Origin of the sequence: Mariprofundus micogutta (genome assembly GCF_001895085.1) — a bacterium.
GTDB classification, from domain to species: Bacteria; Pseudomonadota; Zetaproteobacteria; order Mariprofundales; family Mariprofundaceae; genus Mariprofundus; species Mariprofundus micogutta.
In genome coordinates this window covers 51,071-71,427 of sequence record NZ_BDFD01000016.1, presented here as the reverse complement: position 1 = coordinate 71,427, position 20,357 = coordinate 51,071, and the positions used below count along the sequence as shown (strand labels likewise).

Annotated in this window: 24 protein-coding genes; 16 read left to right on the top strand and 8 right to left on the bottom strand. The window is 49.4% G+C overall.

Annotated elements, in window-relative coordinates:
* The 8 genes from MMIC_RS12830 to MMIC_RS09240 all read left to right on the top strand — a co-directional run.
* A partial coding sequence (locus MMIC_RS12830) for a hypothetical protein (RefSeq protein WP_227819454.1) occupies positions 1 to 310 on the top strand: 310 nt, incomplete at its 5' end.
* Positions 208 to 435: an FmdB family zinc ribbon protein gene (locus tag MMIC_RS09270; protein ID WP_072660194.1), complete on the top strand. Its 228-nt coding sequence runs from the start codon at positions 208 to 210 to the stop codon at positions 433 to 435. The genes MMIC_RS12830 and MMIC_RS09270, both read left to right, overlap by 103 nt.
* Positions 368 to 934 (top strand): BamJ family beta-barrel-assembly machinery protein, encoded by a 567-nt coding sequence (gene bamJ, locus MMIC_RS09265; RefSeq protein WP_227819452.1) that lies wholly within the window; start codon positions 368 to 370, stop codon positions 932 to 934. The genes MMIC_RS09270 and bamJ overlap by 68 nt, the downstream gene beginning before the upstream one ends.
* Before the next feature lie 70 nt (positions 935 to 1,004).
* Complete coding sequence (locus tag MMIC_RS09260) at positions 1,005 to 1,592, top strand: nucleoside deaminase (protein WP_072660179.1); 588 nt, start codon at positions 1,005 to 1,007, stop codon at positions 1,590 to 1,592.
* Positions 1,534 to 2,352 (top strand): DUF5020 family protein, encoded by an 819-nt coding sequence (locus MMIC_RS09255; protein ID WP_083530546.1) that lies wholly within the window; start codon positions 1,534 to 1,536, stop codon positions 2,350 to 2,352. Before MMIC_RS09260 ends, MMIC_RS09255 begins: the two co-directional genes overlap by 59 nt.
* Positions 2,346 to 5,828 (top strand): ABC transporter substrate-binding protein, encoded by a 3,483-nt coding sequence (locus MMIC_RS09250; protein ID WP_171966496.1) that lies wholly within the window; start codon positions 2,346 to 2,348, stop codon positions 5,826 to 5,828. The genes MMIC_RS09255 and MMIC_RS09250 overlap by 7 nt, the downstream gene beginning before the upstream one ends.
* 51 nt (positions 5,829 to 5,879) lie before the next feature.
* Positions 5,880 to 6,920 (top strand): NADP(H)-dependent aldo-keto reductase, encoded by a 1,041-nt coding sequence (locus MMIC_RS09245; protein WP_072660192.1) that lies wholly within the window; start codon positions 5,880 to 5,882, stop codon positions 6,918 to 6,920.
* 55 nt (positions 6,921 to 6,975) lie between these two features.
* Positions 6,976 to 8,175 (top strand): MlaA family lipoprotein, encoded by a 1,200-nt coding sequence (locus MMIC_RS09240; protein ID WP_072660191.1) that lies wholly within the window; start codon positions 6,976 to 6,978, stop codon positions 8,173 to 8,175.
* A gap of 54 nt (positions 8,176 to 8,229) precedes the next feature.
* Here the strand turns inward: MMIC_RS09240 and aroC are convergent, their stop codons facing one another.
* From aroC to MMIC_RS09225, 3 genes are all read right to left on the bottom strand, one after another.
* Positions 8,230 to 9,291 (bottom strand): chorismate synthase, encoded by a 1,062-nt coding sequence (gene aroC / locus MMIC_RS09235; RefSeq protein ID WP_072660176.1) that lies wholly within the window; start codon positions 9,289 to 9,291, stop codon positions 8,230 to 8,232.
* Positions 9,292 to 9,293: 2 nt separating this feature from the next.
* Positions 9,294 to 10,076, bottom strand: coding sequence for an enoyl-ACP reductase FabI (locus MMIC_RS09230; protein ID WP_072660175.1), 783 nt, complete (start codon positions 10,074 to 10,076; stop codon positions 9,294 to 9,296).
* A 140-nt stretch (positions 10,077 to 10,216) separates the two neighbouring features.
* Positions 10,217 to 10,597, bottom strand: coding sequence for a metallopeptidase family protein (locus MMIC_RS09225; protein ID WP_072660174.1), 381 nt, complete (start codon positions 10,595 to 10,597; stop codon positions 10,217 to 10,219).
* Positions 10,598 to 10,724: 127 nt separating this feature from the next.
* On the opposite strand from MMIC_RS09225, the gene MMIC_RS12910 reads away from it, so the two are divergent.
* Positions 10,725 to 10,853 carry a hypothetical protein gene (locus MMIC_RS12910; RefSeq protein ID WP_265331370.1) on the top strand — a complete coding sequence of 43 codons (129 nt, stop codon included), beginning with the start codon at positions 10,725 to 10,727 and terminating at the stop codon, positions 10,851 to 10,853.
* 68 nt (positions 10,854 to 10,921) lie between these two features.
* On the opposite strand, the gene MMIC_RS09220 is transcribed toward MMIC_RS12910, so the two are convergent.
* Positions 10,922 to 11,308 carry a rhodanese-like domain-containing protein gene (locus tag MMIC_RS09220; protein ID WP_072660173.1) on the bottom strand — a complete coding sequence of 129 codons (387 nt, stop codon included), beginning with the start codon at positions 11,306 to 11,308 and terminating at the stop codon, positions 10,922 to 10,924.
* A gap of 12 nt (positions 11,309 to 11,320) precedes the next feature.
* Positions 11,321 to 12,196, bottom strand: coding sequence for an SDR family oxidoreductase (locus tag MMIC_RS09215; RefSeq protein WP_227819451.1), 876 nt, complete (start codon positions 12,194 to 12,196; stop codon positions 11,321 to 11,323).
* Positions 12,197 to 12,338: 142 nt separating this feature from the next.
* Between MMIC_RS09215 and MMIC_RS09210 the strand changes: the two genes are divergently transcribed.
* The 4 genes from MMIC_RS09210 to MMIC_RS09195 all read left to right on the top strand — a co-directional run bounded on the left by MMIC_RS09210 (position 12,339) and on the right by MMIC_RS09195 (position 14,850).
* Positions 12,339 to 12,746, top strand: a complete 408-nt coding sequence (locus MMIC_RS09210) for a PA2779 family protein (RefSeq protein WP_072660172.1) — start codon at positions 12,339 to 12,341, stop codon at positions 12,744 to 12,746.
* Positions 12,736 to 13,710, top strand: coding sequence for a PA2778 family cysteine peptidase (locus MMIC_RS09205; RefSeq protein WP_227819450.1), 975 nt, complete (start codon positions 12,736 to 12,738; stop codon positions 13,708 to 13,710). The genes MMIC_RS09210 and MMIC_RS09205 overlap by 11 nt, the downstream gene beginning before the upstream one ends.
* Before the next feature lie 70 nt (positions 13,711 to 13,780).
* The gene (locus MMIC_RS09200; RefSeq protein WP_072660171.1) at positions 13,781 to 13,948 is read left to right on the top strand and encodes a YqaE/Pmp3 family membrane protein; all 168 of its coding nucleotides are present in this window, start codon (positions 13,781 to 13,783) and stop codon (positions 13,946 to 13,948) included.
* A gap of 11 nt (positions 13,949 to 13,959) precedes the next feature.
* Positions 13,960 to 14,850, top strand: a complete 891-nt coding sequence (locus MMIC_RS09195; RefSeq protein ID WP_072660170.1) for a hypothetical protein — start codon at positions 13,960 to 13,962, stop codon at positions 14,848 to 14,850.
* Between the two features lie 23 nt (positions 14,851 to 14,873).
* Here MMIC_RS09195 and MMIC_RS09190 read toward each other — a convergent pair whose 3' ends face one another.
* Positions 14,874 to 16,463 (bottom strand): protein adenylyltransferase SelO, encoded by a 1,590-nt coding sequence (locus tag MMIC_RS09190; RefSeq protein ID WP_072660169.1) that lies wholly within the window; start codon positions 16,461 to 16,463, stop codon positions 14,874 to 14,876.
* Positions 16,464 to 16,586: 123 nt separating this feature from the next.
* Here MMIC_RS09190 and MMIC_RS09185 point away from each other — a divergent pair, with 123 nt between their 5' ends.
* Together MMIC_RS09185 and MMIC_RS09180 are read left to right on the top strand one after the other, a co-directional pair.
* Positions 16,587 to 16,874, top strand: coding sequence for a DUF6172 family protein (locus MMIC_RS09185; RefSeq protein ID WP_072660188.1), 288 nt, complete (start codon positions 16,587 to 16,589; stop codon positions 16,872 to 16,874).
* Between the two features lie 45 nt (positions 16,875 to 16,919).
* Entirely contained in the window at positions 16,920 to 17,546 is a 627-nt protein-coding gene (locus tag MMIC_RS09180; protein ID WP_072660168.1) for a pyrimidine 5'-nucleotidase, read from the top strand.
* Positions 17,547 to 17,566: 20 nt separating this feature from the next.
* Here MMIC_RS09180 and MMIC_RS09175 read toward each other — a convergent pair whose 3' ends face one another.
* Positions 17,567 to 18,160 (bottom strand): response regulator, encoded by a 594-nt coding sequence (locus MMIC_RS09175; protein ID WP_171966495.1) that lies wholly within the window; start codon positions 18,158 to 18,160, stop codon positions 17,567 to 17,569.
* A gap of 150 nt (positions 18,161 to 18,310) precedes the next feature.
* Here MMIC_RS09175 and MMIC_RS09170 point away from each other — a divergent pair, with 150 nt between their 5' ends.
* Entirely contained in the window at positions 18,311 to 18,727 is a 417-nt protein-coding gene (locus MMIC_RS09170) for a response regulator (RefSeq protein WP_072660166.1), read from the top strand.
* A 57-nt stretch (positions 18,728 to 18,784) separates the two neighbouring features.
* Here the strand turns inward: MMIC_RS09170 and rho are convergent, their stop codons facing one another.
* Entirely contained in the window at positions 18,785 to 20,056 is a 1,272-nt protein-coding gene (gene rho / locus MMIC_RS09165; protein ID WP_373855355.1) for a transcription termination factor Rho, read from the bottom strand.
* Between the last annotated feature and the right edge of the window lie 301 nt (positions 20,057 to 20,357).

Sequence of the window (20,357 nt, the reverse complement as noted above, 5' to 3'; positions counted from 1 at the left end):
CATGGAAGCATTTACGAAACGCTCGCAAAACCTTGTTCAAAACAATCTTTGGGCAGAACAACGAGGCAGCATGAACTATAAACCATGCGATCAGCTTTCAGACTCATTTACGGATTGGAAAATACTGATGGGTAGCCAGCCAACAAAAGCTGCAGACCTGTTCCACTCACTCTTTCAAGCATGTATGATTGTCGCAAGGAGATTGCCATGCCCATTTATGAATTTCGATGCTCTGATTGTCAGCAGCAATTTGAGACATTGGTGCGGAACAGTTCTGAGTCTGTATCTTGCAAACAGTGCGGAAGCCTGAATCTGAAGAAGCTGATCTCAGCTCACTCCATCACCTCAGGTTCACTGGAGACAGCCTGTGGAACCGCTCCCTGCTCTCCTGCACCTGTATGTGGCAGCGGCGGATGCTGCCCGGCATTCGAGTAAAGCCATGATTATTCGATCCCTCATCGCTCTTTTCACCCTGTCACTTATAGCTGGCTGTTCTTCTCAGGAGGACACCGCCACAGATAGCCGCCCACGTCATGAAATCGCGGCTGAAAATGCTGCCAAAGGCAGTGCCTTCATGGAAGCCAATGCAAAGCAGCCCGGCATTGTAGTGCTGCCTAGCGGCATGCAGTACAAAATCATCCGAGAAGGCAGTGGCCCATCGGCTAAAATCGATAGCAATGTTACGGTGGATTATCGCGGAACCACGATTGAAGGACGTGAGTTCGACAGCTCTTACGCACGTGGAAACCCGATGATATTCCAGGCCAATCGGGTTATTCCAGGCTGGACTGAGGCACTACAGCTCATGCAGGAAGGTTCGAAATGGCAGCTGTTTATCCCCGAAAACCTGGCCTATGGCGAACGAGGTGCTGGAGCAGCTATCGGCCCGAGAGAAACACTCGTGTTTGAGGTGGAACTGCTAAAGGTTCATTAAACCCGCCATGATTGATAAAACAGGCCAGAAAACCGGCATTGTTGGTACTATTCTTGCTGCCTGACTATTTATGACAAAGCTATCGCCATTCGAAATATCGATTCAACTGCCTGAATGGTCTGCTGCGCTGCTCCGGAACGCTGGCTCGGAGTTTGCAACAGTTGAATCGCGCATGGCTCTGGCAATCAGCTTATCCAGCATGAACATCGAGCACGGCACAGGCGGCCCGTTTGGCGCAGCCATATTCAATATCGATACCCATGAGCTGCTCTCTATCGGCATGAATCTGGTTGTAACATCGAACTGCTCGATGTCACATGCAGAAATGGTCGCCATCAGTAGTGCTCAACAGCGACTGGGGCGCTTCGATCTTGGTGCCACAAAGGATAGCTATGAACTGGTGAGCAGTTGCGAACCCTGCGCCATGTGTTTCGGTGCCATTCCATGGTCCGGCATCCGGCACCTGGTCTGCGGGGCCCGTGATGAGGACGCACGGGCCATCGGCTTTGATGAAGGGCCGAAGATGGACAACTGGCAGGAAGCACTTGAAAAACGCGGCATTACAGTCGCTACCGATATCTGCAGGCAGGAGGCCGCTGATGTATTACAACAATATGCCAATGCCAGTGGTACCATCTACAATGGCAGGCATGCTTAAACAGGTTTCGTCATCATTGCATGTTTTCAGCTGCTCTATGCTTGCTGCAGCATGTTTATGCTTCACACTGCCAACACAGGCTCATGCGTTTTCAAGCACCAATCTGCAACTGCTCTATGGCAGTTCGTTCAATGACAACTATTACGGCAACAACACATCCGATGGCAAAATGACCACCTTGACGCTGGAGCATTTCAGCACATGGGCCTATGGGGACAACTACTTCTTTGTTGATTTTCTGTCCGGTAATTTTCTCGATTTCACAGGCGCACCAAGCGGCAGCAAGTCTCGCATCTACTCCGAATGGGCGCCTCGCCTGAGCCTGTCCGCCATCACCGGGCACGATCTCTCTGCGGGCATGATCAAAGACTTGTTTATTGCCGCTCAGCTCAATCGCGACGGTGAAGGTTTCCATGCTGAAATGATTGGTCTGGGTGTCGATTGTTCCATGCCCGGCTTCAATGTGTTGAGTCTGCATGCTTATCTGCGTAAAGATAACCTGAACAGGAAAACATGGCAGAGCACAGGTGTATGGAATATACCGCTGGGTGAATGGTTATCATTTGAAGGTTTTATCGACCTCTATGGCACAGACAATAATGGTATGGAGCTGCATACACAGCCCCAACTTCTGGTGAATATCGGCAAATTGACCGCTGAGGATTTTGACAACCTGAGTGTCGGCCTGGAGTACTACTATCACCACAACAGCAACCTCGATAGCAGTGCATTACAGGGCATGTTGAAATGGGTATGGTAAGCATAAACATGCGTCACTACCGACCACTCAATGCCCTGCTGCTTGCCATTCTGCTACTGACAGGGGGTGGCATCCCATCTGCACACGAAGAGATCAGCCTGCAACTGAAATGGAAACATGCCTTTCAGTTTGCCGGTTTTTATATGGCCGTGGAAAAAGGTTATTATGATCAGCGGGAACTGGATGTCCGGCTCCTTGAAGGCGGGCCCGGCATGAATCCAATCGAGCATGCCAATACTGGCGATGGCCATTATGGCATTACAGATACAGGCATTATACTGGCACGCAACAGTGGTAAGCAGGTAAAAGCGCTGGCTGCAATATTCCAGCATTCACCTCTGGCTCTGGCTGTCGCCAGCAGCTCCGGCATCAAGACATTTACCGATTTGAAAGGCAAGCGGGCCATGATGCAAAGCGAACATATGGATGCAGTCATCCTTGCCGCCATGAAAAAAGCCGGGGTGAATGCGCATGATTTCACCCGCCAAAATACCAGCTTTAACATTGAGGACCTGATTCAGGGTAATACAGATGCCTTTAGTGTTTACATCACCGACCAACCGCACCAGCTCAAGCAGATGGGTTTTGCCTACAATATTCTCAGTCCAGGCGATATAGGCATTGATTTTTACGGCGATATACTGATTACATCCGACGATGAGACCCGTAATCATCCAGCCCGAGTTCAGGCATTCATTGAGGCCAGTCTGAAAGGCTGGGACTACGCCCTGAATCATATCGATGAGACAATTGATCTTATTCAGCGCAAATACAACACTCAAAACCTGCCTCAGGGGCAGCTCTATTTCGAAGCCTATAAAACCAGTGAAATGGTGCTCAAGGATGTCGTGAACCTCGGTTATATGAGCCTGCACCGTTGGCAGAAAATCACCGACACCTATGCTGAGCTGGGACTTATCTCACTCAACTTCCCTGTCTCTGAAATGTTGTATAAAGCCGAACCAGGCTTTGCAGATGTACTCAAGCAATACAGATGGCAACTATCTGTATTCGGACTGATTGCGCTGTTACTGATATTCGGACTGCAATCTTTCCTGCTCAAGAAAATGGTTCGCAGCAGAACAGAAGAACTCACAGAGAGTGAAACCCGTTTCAGAACACTGGTAGCCAACCTGCCGGGTACCAGTTACCGCTGTCGCTGCGATGATGCATGGACCATGAATTTCATCAGTGATGCCATAGAAATTATTTCCGGATACCCCGCCAATGACTTTCTGGACAACCAAATTCGCTCATTCAACAGTATAATTCACCCGGATGATCAGACATATGTTCGGGATAAAGTCATGCAAAGTGTTCGGAAAAAAAATGCTTTCACTATCGAATATCGTATTGTGCATGCTGATGGTGAGCTTCGCTGGGTACACGAGCAGGGGCAACCGATCTTTAACAAGCAAGATGAATTGATGTGGTTAGATGGAAACATCTTTGACATCACTGAACGCAAGCAGATTGAAAAGCTGAGAAACTCTACATCTACCATTCTGGAAATGATCGCCAGCAACAACAATCTGGACCACATTTTCAATGAAATTGTTCATTCCTATGAAGAACGATATACGAACATGAAAGCCTCCATTCTTTTACTAAAAGATGGGCACCTCTACAAAGCTGCGGCCCCCAGTCTGCCTGATGTATATAACGATGCGATTGAAGGGATTGAAATCGGCCCCATGGTGGGCTCATGTGGTAGCGCAGCATTTAATAAAGAGCGTACCATTGTAGAAGACATTGAACACGATCCACGCTGGGAAGCTTATACGTCTCTCGTCCTGCCGCTAAACCTTCGGGCATGTTGGTCAGAACCAATTTTCAATGCCAGCGGCGAAGTTTTAGGCACATTTGCCATGTATTACGACCGCCCTTGTTCCCCTAGACCTGAAGAGATCGAAGACATTTCCAATGCGGCGAAACTTTCAAGTATCGCCATAGAAAGAGATCACACCCTGAGCAGCCTGCAAAAAGTTTCACAGGCTATTGAGCAAACTGCTGAAGTCATCACCATCACTGACAACAATAGTATCATTGAATATGTTAATTCAGCATTCAGCCGTGTTACCGGTTTCACCGCTGAAGAGTCCATAGGCAAAACGCCTTTGCTATTCAGGAGCGAAGATTATCGTGACATCACTGAGAATATTCGTGACACCATAACATCAGGAGAGACCTGGCAGGGTAAAGTAATTGAAAAGAAGAAGGATGGCACAACTTACCCTGCTATGCTGACAATTTCTCCGGTCCGGAATGAGGTTGGTAAAATCACCCACTATATCGGCGTGCATGAGGACCTGACTAAACTTGAACAGATGGAAGAACAGTTCCGGCAGGCCCAGAAGATGGAATCCATCGGCACACTGGTTGGTGGTATTGCTCACGATTTCAACAACATGCTGGCAGGCATAACTGGCAACCTCTATCTGGCCAGACAAGCTGCTAAAACCGAGCCTCAAATTACCGAGAAACTTGGTCGAATCGAAGCCCTTACTGGTCGCGCAACCGATATGATCAAGCAGTTACTTACCTTTGCTAACAGAGGTCTGGTTCAAAAATCCACCCTGCCTCTGACTTCATTTCTGAAAGAAACCATGAAACTGCACCGGGTTTCCGTACCTGAAAACATATCTCTGAACCTGAACATACTTGATAATATGCAGGTATCAGCAGACATGACCCAGCTGCAGCAGTTGCTGCTGAACCTGATTACCAATGCCCGTGACGCTGTCGCCGGAGTGGATCAGCCACGCATCGACATCCAGCTACAGCGATTCACCGTTGACGCTGCATTCCGGAGAAAACATCAAGCAGCAACGCAGAAGGAGTATGCCCATCTGAGTGTAAGCGATAATGGCCATGGTATCTCCCAGGAACATCTGGACCAGATTTTTGAGCCATTCTACTCCACGAAAGAGGTTGGCAAAGGTACAGGGCTCGGGCTTGCCATGGTATTCGGTGCACTGAAATCACATGATGGTTTTGTCGAAGTCGATAGCTCACTGAACAGTGGCAGCACTTTTCATATCTATCTTCCCCTGCTTCAGGGGGACAGTGCCAAGCCTGAGCATAGTGAGGAAGAGATCATCTACGGCCATGGAGAAACGATTTTACTCGTCGATGATGAAGAAGATGTACTTGATACCATTGGAGAGGTGCTCTGTTCTCTGGGTTACAGCGTGCTGAAAGCTGAAAATGGAGATGAGGCACTGACCCTGTTTGAAGAACAGAGCAGTAACATCAATATGATTATTACCGATGTAGTCATGCCCAAATCCGGCGGGGTTCAACTGGCTGAAAAGGTCCGCACAATGAATCAGGATATCCCCATTCTTTTTGCTACAGGTTATGATGACAAGTTGATTTCCGGTCTCAAACAGCAACTGGATCATAGCGAAACGCTCGTCAAACCATTCACCATTGAACTTCTGACCCAGACGATTAAAAAATTGTTCGACAGCTGAATCCGCAGGCAAGAATCAAGCAATCATGCCGATTTGGTCTATAATGTTGTCATGAAATTCAATCGCCTTGGAAAAACCGAACTGCAAGTCAGCCAGATCTGCCTGGGAACCATGACATGGGGAGAGCAGAACACAGACAAGCAAGCCTTTGCGCAGATGGACTATGCATTGGAAAAAGGCGTGAATTTTTTTGATACTGCCGAGCTGTATGCCATTCCGCCTAAAGCTGAAACCTATGGTGCAACCGAAAGCATCATCGGTGAGTGGTTTAAACAAACAGGCAATCGGGACAAGGTAGTGCTGGCATCCAAGGTATGCGGCCCAACAGAATGGTGCCCGCACATTCGGGCTGGCAAAGCCCATCTAGACCGGAAAAATATTATCTCCGCCTGTGAAGCTTCTTTACGCCGCTTACAAACAGACCATATCGATCTTTATCAGACCCACTGGCCGGATCGAAGTACCAACTATTTCGGCAAGCTGGGGTATCAACACAGGCGTGAAACTTCAGCCACTTCGATAGATGAAACGCTGGAGGCTCTGTATGAACTGGTACAATCCGGCAAAGTGCGGCACGTCGGCATCTCCAATGAAACGCCATGGGGTGCCATGCAATATCTTAATCTGGCGCAATCCAGCGACTTACCTCGTATCGCATCAATTCAGAACCCGTATAACCTGCTCAACCGTTCCTATGAGATAGGCCTTGCAGAAGTTTCATGCCGGGAACAAGTAGGACTGCTGGCATACTCTCCATTGGCATTTGGTACTTTATCCGGCAAATACCTGAATGGGGAAAAACCTGAAAATGGCAGGCTCACCCTATTTGAACAATACAGTCGCTATTCCGGTGAAAGAGGTGTCGCAGCGACAGCCGCATATATAGATATCGCCCGCAAATATGGCATCAATCCTGCTCAGATGGCATTGGCATTTATCCGCCAACAGCCATTTGTAACGGCAACCATTATCGGTGCGACCAACATGCAGCAACTGGCCGAGAATATCACCAGTCTGGAGGTGGAGCTTTCACATGATTGTATTTCAGATATTGAAAACGTGCACAGTGGCAACCCCAACCCGTGCCCATGAATAATTACCGACTGCTTATTCGTGCATTTATCTACAGCTTGGGCATAATTGAATGATGAATCGAAGCCGCCTACCCATTATTCTGGCACTGCTTCTGACACTGTCAGCCTGCGCCACCACTGAGAATAACCACGATCCTATTGAGCCAGCCAACCGTGGCATGGATAGCCTCAATGATACCGTTGACCGTATCACGCTTAAACCTGCGGCTCAGGGGTACACTGCCGTTGTACCCAAGCCCATGCGCACGGCTGTTAGCAACTTCTTCGACAATGCGACCTATTTGAATACTGTACTGAATAGCTTCCTGCAGGGTAATGGCACGCAGGGCATTTCTGACCTGAGTCGCTTCCTGATTAACACGACGCTGGGTGCCGGTGGTTTGGTGGACGTAGCATCATCAATGGGGCTGGAACGTCATGACGAGGATTTCGGGCAGACACTTGCGGTCTGGGGTGCTGGTCAGGGCGCTTATATCGTCTACCCCCTGCTCGGACCCAACTCAGTACGAAACACACCTGATTTTGTCACTGCCACTGCAACCGACCCCCTATTCTGGGCTGGTTTTGTACTGGCTCCGCAAGTCACTATTCCAGTGGCTGTGCTGAAATATGTCGATAAACGGGCACAACTTCTCGATGCATCGAATGCACGTGACGAGCTGGCTCTGGATCCATATATATTCACGCGAGAAGCATGGCGTCAGAATCGCATATATAAGATATACGATGGTAATCCGCCCAAACAAGAGTCCACGGATGATGGTTGGGAAGAAGATGAGGACTGGAGTGAAGATGAATTTGATGATGAGCCTGCTTCATCTGAGGCCAGCTCTGCTGAACAACCCGACGCAGTAAACGATTCATCGCCTGCGACTGAAACAGGCACACCGGATACTGAAGTTTCCACCCCCGTGGCAGAAACTGCTAGTGCGGCACCAGCCACAGCCGACACTTCAGACAGTAGCGCTGAGAGCACTGCAAATCCAGAACACACAGCCGATCATACAGGTATCAAAACATACATCATCAATCTGACATCGCTTGAAACTGAGGCTCAGGCCACCCGCGAGCAGGAAAGGCTCAAAGGTTACGGTTTTGAAACAGCGATCAGACAGGTAAACGTCAGCAGTAAAATCTGGTATCGCCTCTGCTACGCCGAACAGCTTGGTAACAAACTGGCAAGGCAAAAAATGCAAGAGATCCGCAACAAGACCGGTTTAACCGGCACATGGCTGGAACCTGCGCAACAATAATCGTTAAGTTTCAGCCTGAAACAGGCCAGCGAATGGACTCCTGACCGATGGGAATTAAATCCTGCTAGCCCTGTGGCGCAAGAGATGATCAGCCAACACCAGCGCCAGCATCGCTTCGGCAATCGGCACAGCCCTGATACCCACGCATGGATCATGACGACCCTTGGTCACAATCTCAGTTTCATCCCCATGAATATCAATCGTGGGGCGTGAAGTCAAAATGGATGAGGTCGGTTTCAATGCCATGCGGGCATGAATGGTATCGCCATTGGATATACCCCCCAGAATGCCGCCAGCATGATTACTCTGAAAACCGTCCATTCGGATCGCATCGCCAAATTCTGAACCCCTGGCCTCAATGCACGCCATGCCATCGCCGATTTCCACCGCTTTCACTGCCGGAATATTCATCAATGATTTAGCTATATCAGCATCAAGTCTGTCGAACACGGGTTCACCAAGGCCGGGAATCATGCCATGCGCCTCAACCGTGACACCGGCACCGATCGAATCACCGGACTTGCGCAAGCCATCCATAAACGATGCCATCTGTTCAGCCGCAGCTGCATCGGGACAGAAAAATGGGTTATTAGAGATTTCATCAGCGCTGAATGCCGTCGGATCAGCTTTTACAGGTCCGATCTGGTCCACCCAGCCCATAATGGAGATGCCGGATTCGGCCAGTAGCCTCCTGGCCACAGCACCTGCCGCCACGCGCACCGCAGTTTCACGTGCTGAAGAACGGCCGCCGCCGCGATAATCGCGCCTGCCGTATTTCTCAAAATAGGTAAAATCGGCATGCCCAGGACGGAATTTATCCTTGATATCGGAGTAATCCTTACTGCGCTGATCGGTATTTCGTATCAACAGTGCAATAGGACAACCTGTTGTTTTACCCTCGAAAACGCCGGAGAGAATTTCCACCTCATCAGCCTCACGGCGCTGTGTGGTGTATTTGGACTGGCCCGGCTTTCGCCGATCCAGATCCGGCTGTATATCGGCTTCGCTTAAAGCCAGACCGGCAGGGCAACCCTCAACAATGGCTACCAGCGCTGCACCATGCGATTCGCCAGCAGTAGTAACTCTGAATATCTGTCCGAACGAAGAGCCGGACACGATTAATCGACTTCCGGATCGCCTGCGCCGATATGGAAGCCGGCATCGACATAATGAAGTTCACCGGTCACACCCGATGCCAAATCAGATAGCAGATAAACCGTGGTGTTACCCACCTCTTCCTGAGATACATTGCGTCCCAGCATGGAGCCACGAGCGCTCTTCTCCATCAACTTGCGGAAATCACCAACCGCTGATGCAGCCAGAGTACGGATCGGACCAGCTGAGACTGAGTTCACACGTATGCCATCCTGTCCAAGATCCTGTGCAAGATAACGCGTTGATGCTTCAAGTGCTGCCTTGGCAACGCCCATAACGCCATAACCCGGAACCGCACGTTCAGCTCCAAGGTAGGACATGGTGACCATGCTACCGCCGGCCTTCATCATTGGTGCTGCGCGCTGCGCACAAGCAACAAACGAGTATGCAGAAATGTCCAAAGCAAGATGGAAATCTTCGCGCGACGTGTTTGAAAAGCCGTTCTGCAGAGCATCTTTATTGGCAAAGGCTATCGAATGCACAATGAAATCGATCTCACCCCACTGCTCCTTCACCTGTGCGAAAAATGCATCAATACTGGCTTCTTCAGAAACATTCATCGGCGCGATGATGTCGGCATCCAGGCTCTCGGCCAGCGGACGCACACGTTTTTCCATCATCTCACCAAGATAATTAAATCCAAGGGTAGCACCCTCGCGTTTGGCCGCCTGGGCAACACCCCATGCGATAGATTTATTGTTAGCCACTCCAAGGATTAAACCTTTTTTACCTTCAAGAATACCCACGTATAAACTCCTGCGTCATTTCTCTTATGCCGAAATAATATCAGCAGCACGGTCAAAGCGCACGTACTGCCACGTTAAATCTTATTCATATAAAAGAAACCGGTCAGCATTGAAATATCAGGACAGTCATTTCGAATGACTTAAGGCTTGGACTCCTGCTCAATCGCATGCATCTGAGCATCAGAAAATCCAAAATGATGACCAATTTCGTGAACCATCACATTCCGGATGCAGGCAGAAATGCTCTCGCCACTCTCAGCCTGCATAGCCAGAATAGGCTCACGATAGAGATGGATCAAATCCGGCACACTCCCCGACTCAGCAATCTGACGTTCTGTAAGAGGCACCCCCTCATAGAGTCCGAGAAGGTCGTAGGCAGATTCAATCTGCATGGATGCAAGCACCTCAGCACTGGCAAAATCTTCTGTCACAATGACAACATTCTGCATAAGCCGGCGAAACTTTGCCGGTAGTTCATTGAACAGCTTCTCAGCTATCATGTGAAATTGATCCGCATTCATGCAGACAGTTTAGAGAGATCCTGATCAATTGCATCCAGCCTGAGGCACAAAGAGTGTCCTGCATCACAGTTTGGTCGCTGTGAACTGTGCATCGTTGGCTCATTATTGCCGCAACAATGGAGGACGCATGTCACGCTTAACATCATATGGGGATGTGGAAGTTTTTGAAAACAACGCCAGTTCACCCATTCGAATGCTTGGTGCTATTGCAGCACTACTGTTTGCCATGTTGTTGGGACTGATCTTCATAGGCTAAGCAAACAATCCTTTATCCATTAAAAAGGGAGGCGTCAGCCTCCCTTTTGCATTTACAGGCAGAAACGATCACCAGGATTCGCCAGCAATCTCTCTGCCTTCTGCCTTCCAGGCAACAAATCCACCAGCCATCGATTTTACATTGGTAAAGCCCATTTCCTGCATCGTTGCAGCGGCCAACAGGCTGCGAACACCACTGGCACAATAAACGATTACAGCCTGATCCCTGTCTTCCAGCTTCTCTTCGCGGTGTGGAAAATTCAGATCAGCCTTAGCCTCAAGCAGGCCGCGTGGAACATTCACTGCATTAGGTAAATGCCCTTCCCGAACCTCACCTGGTTCTCTCACATCAAGAAACAGTGCCGGACCTCCGACAATCAACTCAACCTCTTCTGTACTGATCTCTTCAACCTTTGCTCTGGCTTCCGCCGCAAAATCCATCAATCCTTTGGCCATAATCTTCTCCTGTTATCCAATCAACGTTTCTACTGCATCTCTGAACGAAGGATAATGTAGTTCCGGCAACAATTCACGGTGCAAACATCGATTTGAAACCCTCTTATTATCCCGAAAAAACTCCAATGCCATCGGCGAAAGTTCACGCGCACCCTCTTCCGGGGAAAGGATGACAGGCGATGGCGCGCCAATCATTCCAGCCAGTTCTGTCACATATTCGACATGCGGCAATGGCTCATCATCCGCCAGATTCACAATACGACCGGCCCGTTGCCTTTGCATCGCAGCCATCAAGGCCGCCACGATATCATCCACATGAATGCGGCTTGACCAGTGTGGAGGCTGCCATGACACGGCTTGATATCCACCAGCTTTCAATCGTCCGAGCATATTACGTTCAGGCCCGTAAATACCCGCAAGCCTGAATATCTCGGCTGGCAATCCCGACTCCTGCCAGAGTGATTCAGCTATCAGGCGCTCTCTGCCCCGCGCGCTTGTCGGTTGGCAGACATGCGTCTCATCAACCCAGCCACCATTCGCATCACCATAGACACCAGTCGTGGACAGGTATGCAGCCCATTGGATGTGTTGCAATTTTTCAGCCAGCGCTGGCAACCACTGATGCTGAGGCGCAAACATATGCTGTCCGTCTCGACAAAGCGGAATCGAGTCGAGCACAGCATCAACTCCGGCCAGCACTGTTGTGGACAGATTCGCAGGTGAATCCACTGAAATGGCCGTGATGCCTATTCCCTGAAGTTCAGTGGCACGCTCCCTACTACGCGTTGTAGCCGTCACCTGCACACCGCCATTCAGACAGGCCCGAGCCAACTTTTCTCCAACATAACCACAACCGAGAATCAACAGGTGTTTTGGTAAGCTCATCATTGGCGACAGTTTACATAGTCATCTGTGCTCAGTCTTGCAAACTGTTCGCTGCATCACAGAAAGCTGGAGTCACAAAGCACTAGCATGCAGCGCAATGCTATCGCTGCAAACGAACGCAGCTTCGGCAAAAGGAGTAATAACAATGAATAGATTATTTAGAAAATCATTTATTACGCTGCTGGCACTGATGATTGGTATATTAAACATACAAATCCCGCTGGCTCAGGCAGCCATGGTTACAACCGATCAGGTGATTGAGCAGCAGCAAGCGGACAATGAACGTGAAAAGGTCATCGCATTTCTCAATCGTGCCGATGTACAACAGGAACTGAAGCAACAGGGTGTTTCTCCTGATGAAGCACAGGCACGTGTTGCACACCTGAACGATCAGGAATTACAGATGTTGGCCGGCAGAATCGATTCACTGCCTGCCGGTGGTATTATCGGTGAAGTGATCGGTGCTGCCGTATTTATTTTTGTGGTACTGCTGATTACCGACATTCTCGGATTTACAGACGTATTCCCGTTTGCGCACAGACATGCCCATTAAAACAGGACACCGCACCCGCTTGATCGCGGGTGTCTTTCTTGCCTGCCTGCTGTTCAGTGGCTGCATGCCGAAACAGACTGCCAATCTGGTACAGGAAAAACCTGTCGGAATGAACAGTTCAGCAAAGATCGAGAGTGTACCCTTTTTTCCCCAGCAGGATTTCCAGTGTGGCCCGGCGGCCCTTGCCATGGCACTCGGCCATGCGGGTGTTGCCATTTCACCCGAGCAGTTAAGGCCTGAACTGTACATACCGAACAAACGGGGCAGCTTGCAGATTGAAATGCTGGCGACACCCCGCCGCTACGGCATGCTGGCTTACAAGCTGGCACCGTCACTCAACAAGCTGCTGCTGGAGATACAATCCGGGCATCCGGTGATTGTTTTTCAGAATCTTGGCCTGAGCCTGACTCCGCAATGGCATTATGCTGTTGCCACCGGCTTTGATCTTAGCCATCAAACCATCACATTACATTCCGGCGACAGCCCCGATTATGTCATGCCACTCTCAACATTCGAGAACACATGGGTTCGCGCCGATAGCTGGGCCATGCTCGTACTACCTGCCGGCAAACTGCCCGCCAGCGCTGATGAAAAGGTCTATCTCAGAGCAGTGTCATCACTGGAAAAGGCTGATTTTCATCCATTAGCACTGAAATCGTATGTAGCCGCAAGCAAACGCTGGCCGGACAGTCTCGCTGCCAGAATGGGGCTGGGGAACAGCCAGTACGCCCTCGGTAAACTGCAACAGGCACAGCAGACATTTCTTAAGGCCAGCCGGGACTACCCCGACGCAGCCGAAGCATTCAATAATCTGGCGCAGACTTATCTTGATCAGCAAAACTATGACCGGGCACTGCAGGCGATCCAACGCGCCATTGAGATTGATAGCTCCTCAGCACTATACCACCAAACCTGGGCAGAAATTGAACAACAAAAGAATATTTCGCCTCAGCACCATTCATAGACCTTACCCCTCGACAAACAGCATAGACCACCCGATAATGGAAATGTCCATATAATAATGAGGAATACACATGAACATTGTTAATCTTATCCTGGCTATTTTTATTCCACCTGTTGGTGCGTTTTTACAGGTGGGTGCCTCAAAGCATTTCTTTATCAACATTGTGCTCACACTGCTGGGTATACTTCCCGGGGTTGTTCACGCTGTTTGGCTGGTGGCAAGCAACCAGAAAGGCTAACACTCGAGCAAATGCCAGAGCCTGCAGCCCAAGTCAAACACACACTGCTGATCACCCTGATCAGTGCGCTCTTGTTTGCTGCCTCTTTCGTCAAAATACCGGTCGCAGATAAGCTCGCAGACAACTATTTCAGTGAATCCATTCAGGCAGCCACCATCGCTTATGCCACAACACGCGGAGTCAATGCCGTGGTCTCTGTGGTCAAGGAATCACATCTGGAATTAGCGCCAGCTGGCGTAGGCATTACCATCGCAGCGGGTCAGATTCTTGATCCGATAGATGACATGACCGAACGCCTCTCATCTGTACTGGTTGCAGCGATTGCCTCGCTGGGTATCCAGAAAATCGGCTTTGAAATATCCGAAGTCATTTCATTCAAAGTAATTGCCATCATTTTGCTGCTATCGGTTCCGATGATCTGGCTGAATAAGACAGGTCTGGCAATGCCTTTACTAAAACTGGCGATCAAATTCTGCCTGATCCTGCTGTTATTACGATTCATGCTGCCAGCCTCCGCATTGATCAGTCACTCCCTATATGCCAACTGGCTACAACCGGGCATTGCCGATTCCATGCAAAAACTTTCCATCATTTCCGAAAGCTATGACAAGATGAGCAATATGCCGCCGGAGCAGAGTCAGGGCTTCTTCTCTTCCATGACAGCCAGCGCAGCCGATAAAGTTGAGAATACACGCAAAGCATTCCTGACCATGGTGGAAAATGCTGAACATATCATCAACTCACTATTGCAACTGATGACTGCCTACCTGACGATCTTTGTGGTTCAGGTTCTGCTGTTGCCACTGTTGATGCTCTGGCTGATTGCCGCCATGTTCAAAAGCAGAACGCTCGATGAGTTCACTGTGGTTCTCACCAACAAGCTAGTGCCGGTTCACAGCTAGACTCTAGCTTCACCACTCTTTCATCAGGAGCTACAGGACAACATGGAACAACCCGCACGCGCTCTGGCCCAGTCAGGACGTTTGGCTGCATAAGCTTCAAATTCAGGTTGTTCATCATAAGGGTGTTTCAATAACGCATAAAGCTGATGAATTTCACTGTAGTCGCCACCTTCTGCCTTATCAATGGCGACCTGAGCCAGATAGTTTCTCAGCACATACTTGGGATTGCTTCGATTCATTAAAGCCTTACGCTCTTCGTTACTGCACCCATCGAGTTGCAGGCGTTTGATATAACGACGCAACCAGTTGGATATCTGCTGCAGTGTCTCGCCTTCAAGCTCTTCCGGCATATAATAGGCATCAAGCAGTGGCTGTATGATTTCAGCATTCTGTGCCCTGTCCGAATCGATTGAGATATCCAGTTTAGCCAGCTTACGATAAAAGATAGTCATATCTGTTTCCGTCAGCCTCAGGATGCTCTGCAACTCCTCCAGCAGAGCCATATCGGTTTGTTCAACAAATGATTTCAGCCCCAACTTGCTTGCCATCATATGCTGCCACCCGGATTGATAACTTACCTTATACCGATCCAGAGCCAGCTGTAATGGCTGCGCATCACCAAGCAGCGGAATCATCGCATCACCGAGTCTAGCCAGGTTCCAGCCCGCAATCGCAGGCTGCCTGCCAAAGCTGTATCTGCGCATTTCCCTGTCCGTAGTATTCGGCGTCCAGTCGGGGTCAAAGCCTTCCAGCCAGCCATAAGGCCCATAATCAATAGTCAGACCGAGTACTGACATATTGTCGGTATTCATGACCCCATGTACAAAACCGACTCGCATCCAGTGCACCATCAGCCTTGCAGTGCTCTGACACACCTCTTCAAACCATTGTAGATAACAATCCCTGTCCGGCTCACCCAAATGGGGGAAATCATGGCTGATGGTGTGATCAAGCAGAGCCTGCAATGTATCCACATCCTTGCGGGCAGAAAAAAGCTGCAGACTGCCAAAGCGGGTAAATGAGGGGGCAACACGACAGACAATTGCGCCGGGCTCCAGTGCCGGGCGTCCATCATAAAACATATCCCGCATCACCTGATCGCCGGTTAATAAGAGACTTAAGGCTCGCGTAGTCGGCACCCCCAGATGAAACATCGCCTCACTACAGAGAAATTCTCGCACTGAGGAACGCAATACGGCCAAACCATCAGCATTACGAGAATAGGGCGTTGGTCCGGCCCCTTTAAGTTGCAGCATCCAGGACTCACCAGCATCATTAATCAGTTCACCCAGATTAATGGCACGTCCATCTCCCAGTTGACCGGCCCAGCTACCGAACTGGTGTCCACCATAACAGGTCGCATGCGGGTCCATGCCATGAAGCAGCCGGTTGCCTGAAAAAACCTCTTTAAAGGCCTCCGTTCGGCAATCTGATTCAGTCAGGTTGAGTAGTTCTGCAACTTCAGGAGCGTAAGCGACAAGTGCAGGACTTGAGACCCGAATCGGTTTCACCCGTGAATAACAGGCCTGAAAAACCTGTCGCCGATAATTCTCATCTTCCGGGTCAGCTGGAAGCAGCCGGGTAAAACGATTATCGAAATGCCAATGATCCATAAGCCTAAGCGTGCAGAATCAAACTTGCTGCTGCAACTCACGCAATAAAGGGTTTTTCAGCTGTTACACTGATTATATACTCTGATTGCAGATTATGCCGGCTTGGAACAGGCTTCGGGTCAGATGAAAAAGACATTTAAATTAACCCACCCGAAAATCAAATACGCCAGACTTGTCGATACAGTAAGACGCGACGTTAAACGGTACCTGAAGAGAGAGCGCAGTAAAGAACTGCCGGAAGGCTTCGACATCTGGGATTTCGACTGTAAATTCGGGCCCTCAGCCGAAGCAGCCGAAGTGATTTCAGTGGCTGAAATTGGCACAGCCATCAACACTGCCGAAGAGCGGCAACTGGAATCGTTTTATATTGAGATTCTGGCACGAGCAAGCCACAGGACAGGAAAGGCCTGAGTATTCCCGCCGTATGGAATTAAACCTCAACTGATAACACCCGCAATGCCATTCGATTTAGCAGTAATTGATCTCGACAACACATTGTACGCCGCAGATAACGGCGTATTTGCCCGCATGGACAAACGCATGACCGCATTTGTTGCCAAGGAACTGGATGTGGATCACAAAGAGGCGGACCGGCTACGGGTGAAGTACTGGAAAGAATACGGCACCACCCTGCGCGGCATGATGTTACACCACGGCATGGAAGCTGAAACCTTTCTGCACGATGTACATGACATTGATGCACATCAGATACTTAAGCGCGACGATGAACTGGATGCAGCCCTGGCTCGACTGCCCGGACGCAAGGTCATCCATACCAACGGTATTCTCGAACATGCTGAACGTATTCTGGATGTTCTGGGTATCGCCCATCACTTTGCCGCAATCTATGATATCCGCTTTAACAACTACATTCCCAAACCATGCAAAGAGACGCTGGCTATGTTAATTAAGGCTGAGGGCTGCACAGCTGAGCGGACACTGGTAGTGGATGATATGGCGGACAATCTGAAAGTGGCCCGGGAACTGGGCTGCAAAACTGTCTGGATTACGCATGAACCGGATGGTAATTGGGATTATCACATGCCGAGATTCCATCACCTTCCCGATTCATTAAAACTGTAAATAACAGAAATCGTTTCATATTATGGAAGCAACTGGGTGCGTGAAGTAACGCCCTGAGATCTCAAAATCGCTGTAACGTGAGCCTTTACGGTTGCCTCAGTAATATTCAACCGTCTGGCTATCTCCTTATTCGACAAATCGGCCCGAAGCAAATCATATACTTCAAGCTGTCGCTTCGTTAAGGAGTCCCTTGTAAAGGCCTTGGCTGCCGGGGACCCTTCTTTTGAAAGATACGCTAGCAGATGGGTGGGTATATAGGTGCCACCGGCAAGCACAAGCTGAATGGCAGTGATCATCACGGATGTTTTTGTGCTTTTCGGAATATAACCCAAAGCTCCGACTTCCAAAGCCTGCCGCATCAGTCCGGGATCCTCCCAGCCGGATAACATCACAATCTTTAGGTAAGGATATTGATTTAATATCTCTTCCAGCAGTACCACCCCTTCTCCATCGGGAAGGCCATGATCAAAAAGCATTAGGTTAAAAGAACGATGGTGCTGCCCCGTGAGGTCACGCGCATCAGCCACCGAACGTGCTTCTATAATATGAGTTGCCTGAAGATCCTCCTGTAATACCTGAACCAATCCCTGCCTGAATTCATCATTATCATCCACAACAAGAATATGCATCTGCTCATTTCACATCTAATACTTAGCCAAAGCAACCTAATACAGGTCGTACGACCTCAAGCTTATTCCATTCTATTGCTTCTATTCTAGATTATGAATTTGGGACAGGGAGGTTCCTTCGCCAGGGGGATTTACATGCCAATACACATTATCGATGATAAACCTGAAATTTCTGAAGTTTTATCTCTGGCGCTAGAAGCACACAGTGAGCAAATCGCCTGCTTCTACAGCGCTGAAGAGTATCTAGCACATACGCAGTCTGAAACGTATTTTGAACCAAAACTGCTTATCTCTGATGTCAGGATGGGAGGCATGGATGGGTTTGAATTGATCAGAACCCTGCAAAGAAACGGCTTGAAAGCTAAAGTCATCATCATGAGTGGCTTTCACGATAGACATGAGCTATGTCATCACAACAGCTGCTATTTCCTCGATAAGCCATTTAACATCAACGAGTTGAGCAGCCTCGTAGGCAAAGTCATCGCCTGTGACGACTGCCCGACCCGTTGTCCTGTTGCTAATTTGGCAAATACCATCTGCCATAAGGTCTGAGAGAATAGCTGTGAGATGTGGCTGCTGAACCCACCTAACATCTCACACTGCGTTTCTCTACTGATTCATGCGGTCGAAGAATTCTGCATTGTTCTTGGTGGTACCAAGCTTATCGAGCAGAAACTCCATCGCATCAATTGAGCCCATTGGCGAAAGAATCTTACGCAGAATCCATACCTTCTGCAGATCATCTGCAGGTGTAAGCAGATCTTCCTTACGTGTGCCGGATGGCGCAATATCGATGGACGGAAACACGCGTTTATCAGAGAGCTTACGCTCCAGCTTAATCTCCATATTACCGGTTCCCTTGAACTCTTCGAAGATCACTTCATCCATCTTGGAGCCGGTCTCAACCAGAGCCGTAGCGATAATCGTCAAAGAACCACCACCTTCAATATTACGTGCCGCACCAAAGAAACGCTTCGGCCTATGCAGTGCATTGGCATCCACACCACCGGTAAGAATCTTACCTGAGGATGGGACAACAGTATTATAAGCACGAGCAAGGCGCGTGATCGAATCAAGAAGGATGACAACATCCTTGCCTGTCTCAACCAGACGTTTGGCCTTCTCAATCACCATCTCGGAAACCTGTACATGGCGCTGTGCAGGTTCATCAAAGGTGGAAGAAACCACTTCGCCCCGCACAGAGCGTTTCATATCGGTCACTTCTTCAGGGCGCTCATCAATCAGCAGCACAATCAGTTCCACATCCGGATGATTGGCTTCAATAGAATGGGCGATGGACTGCATCATCACTGTTTTACCGGTACGCGGCGGCGCCACCAGCAGAGCACGCTGGCCTTTACCGATCGGAGATACAATATCGATAATACGACCGGTAATATCTTTACGAGTCGGATTCTCAACTTCCATGGTCAGACGTTCATCCGGATAGAGCGGCGTCAGGTTATCGAACAGTACCTTGGTACGTGCCTGCTCAGGTGATTGACCATTGGTGGTATCAACTGTTTTCAGAGCAAAATACTTCTCACCTCTGCGAGGAGAGCGGATTTCGCCGGCTACGGTATCACCCTTACGCAGAAAAAAGCGGCGAATCTGATGCGAGGAAACGTACACATCGTCCGGACCTGAAAGATAGTTTGCATCAGGGGAACGCAGGAAACCGAAACCATCCGGCAGGATCTCCAGCACACCTTCGCTATAGATTGTTCCAGAGCGCAGACCATGGGCACGCAAAATAGCAGACACCTGCTCCTGCTTGCGCATACCTGCAGCATTATCAATATCGTACTCGTCAGCCAGTTCCAGCAACTCAGTCGGAGATTTGGATGAAACCTCTTTCAGGTTCAGGGTTACACCTTCCATTTCAGTAGAAATTTTCTCTTCTACCTCATCTCTGCGAGAGCGTTTGCCGCCATTGCCTCCCTTCTTCCAACGATTGCGACGCGGGTTTTCCGCGACTGTATCCGCTGTATCGCCTTTAGACCTGGCATCGGATTTACCACTGCTATTATCAGATGCTGCTTCGCCACTCTCATTTTCTTTAGTACTTTCAGCAGACTCATTCACAGTTTTAGTATCAGTCTTCTTGGGACGAACACGACGGCGAGGTTTTTCTTCACTCACTTCGCCAGATTCTGCTACCGGCACAGCTGCTTCTGCTACA

Bases quoted from the DNA above. Each gene is read 5' to 3' on its own strand.
- MMIC_RS09270 (WP_072660194.1), top strand. From the start codon at position 208: ATGCCCATTTATGAATTTCGATGCTCTGATTGTCAGCAGCAATTTGAG.
- MMIC_RS09260 (WP_072660179.1), top strand. From the start codon at position 1,005: ATGACAAAGCTATCGCCATTCGAAATATCGATTCAACTGCCTGAATGG.
- MMIC_RS09255 (WP_083530546.1), top strand. From the start codon at position 1,534: ATGTATTACAACAATATGCCAATGCCAGTGGTACCATCTACAATGGCA.
- MMIC_RS09250 (WP_171966496.1), top strand. From the start codon at position 2,346: ATGGTAAGCATAAACATGCGTCACTACCGACCACTCAATGCCCTGCTG.
- MMIC_RS09245 (WP_072660192.1), top strand. From the start codon at position 5,880: ATGAAATTCAATCGCCTTGGAAAAACCGAACTGCAAGTCAGCCAGATC.
- MMIC_RS09240 (WP_072660191.1), top strand. From the start codon at position 6,976: ATGAATCGAAGCCGCCTACCCATTATTCTGGCACTGCTTCTGACACTG.
- MMIC_RS09225 (WP_072660174.1), bottom strand. From the start codon at position 10,597: ATGAATGCGGATCAATTTCACATGATAGCTGAGAAGCTGTTCAATGAA.
- MMIC_RS12910 (WP_265331370.1), top strand. From the start codon at position 10,725: ATGTCACGCTTAACATCATATGGGGATGTGGAAGTTTTTGAAAACAAC.
- MMIC_RS09220 (WP_072660173.1), bottom strand. From the start codon at position 11,308: ATGGCCAAAGGATTGATGGATTTTGCGGCGGAAGCCAGAGCAAAGGTT.
- MMIC_RS09215 (WP_227819451.1), bottom strand. From the start codon at position 12,196: ATGATGAGCTTACCAAAACACCTGTTGATTCTCGGTTGTGGTTATGTT.
- MMIC_RS09210 (WP_072660172.1), top strand. From the start codon at position 12,339: ATGAATAGATTATTTAGAAAATCATTTATTACGCTGCTGGCACTGATG.
- MMIC_RS09205 (WP_227819450.1), top strand. From the start codon at position 12,736: ATGCCCATTAAAACAGGACACCGCACCCGCTTGATCGCGGGTGTCTTT.
- MMIC_RS09200 (WP_072660171.1), top strand. From the start codon at position 13,781: ATGAACATTGTTAATCTTATCCTGGCTATTTTTATTCCACCTGTTGGT.
- MMIC_RS09195 (WP_072660170.1), top strand. From the start codon at position 13,960: ATGCCAGAGCCTGCAGCCCAAGTCAAACACACACTGCTGATCACCCTG.
- MMIC_RS09190 (WP_072660169.1), bottom strand. From the start codon at position 16,463: ATGGATCATTGGCATTTCGATAATCGTTTTACCCGGCTGCTTCCAGCT.
- MMIC_RS09185 (WP_072660188.1), top strand. From the start codon at position 16,587: ATGAAAAAGACATTTAAATTAACCCACCCGAAAATCAAATACGCCAGA.
- MMIC_RS09180 (WP_072660168.1), top strand. From the start codon at position 16,920: ATGCCATTCGATTTAGCAGTAATTGATCTCGACAACACATTGTACGCC.
- MMIC_RS09170 (WP_072660166.1), top strand. From the start codon at position 18,311: ATGCCAATACACATTATCGATGATAAACCTGAAATTTCTGAAGTTTTA.
- rho (WP_373855355.1), bottom strand. From the start codon at position 20,056: ATGGAAGGTGTAACCCTGAACCTGAAAGAGGTTTCATCCAAATCTCCG.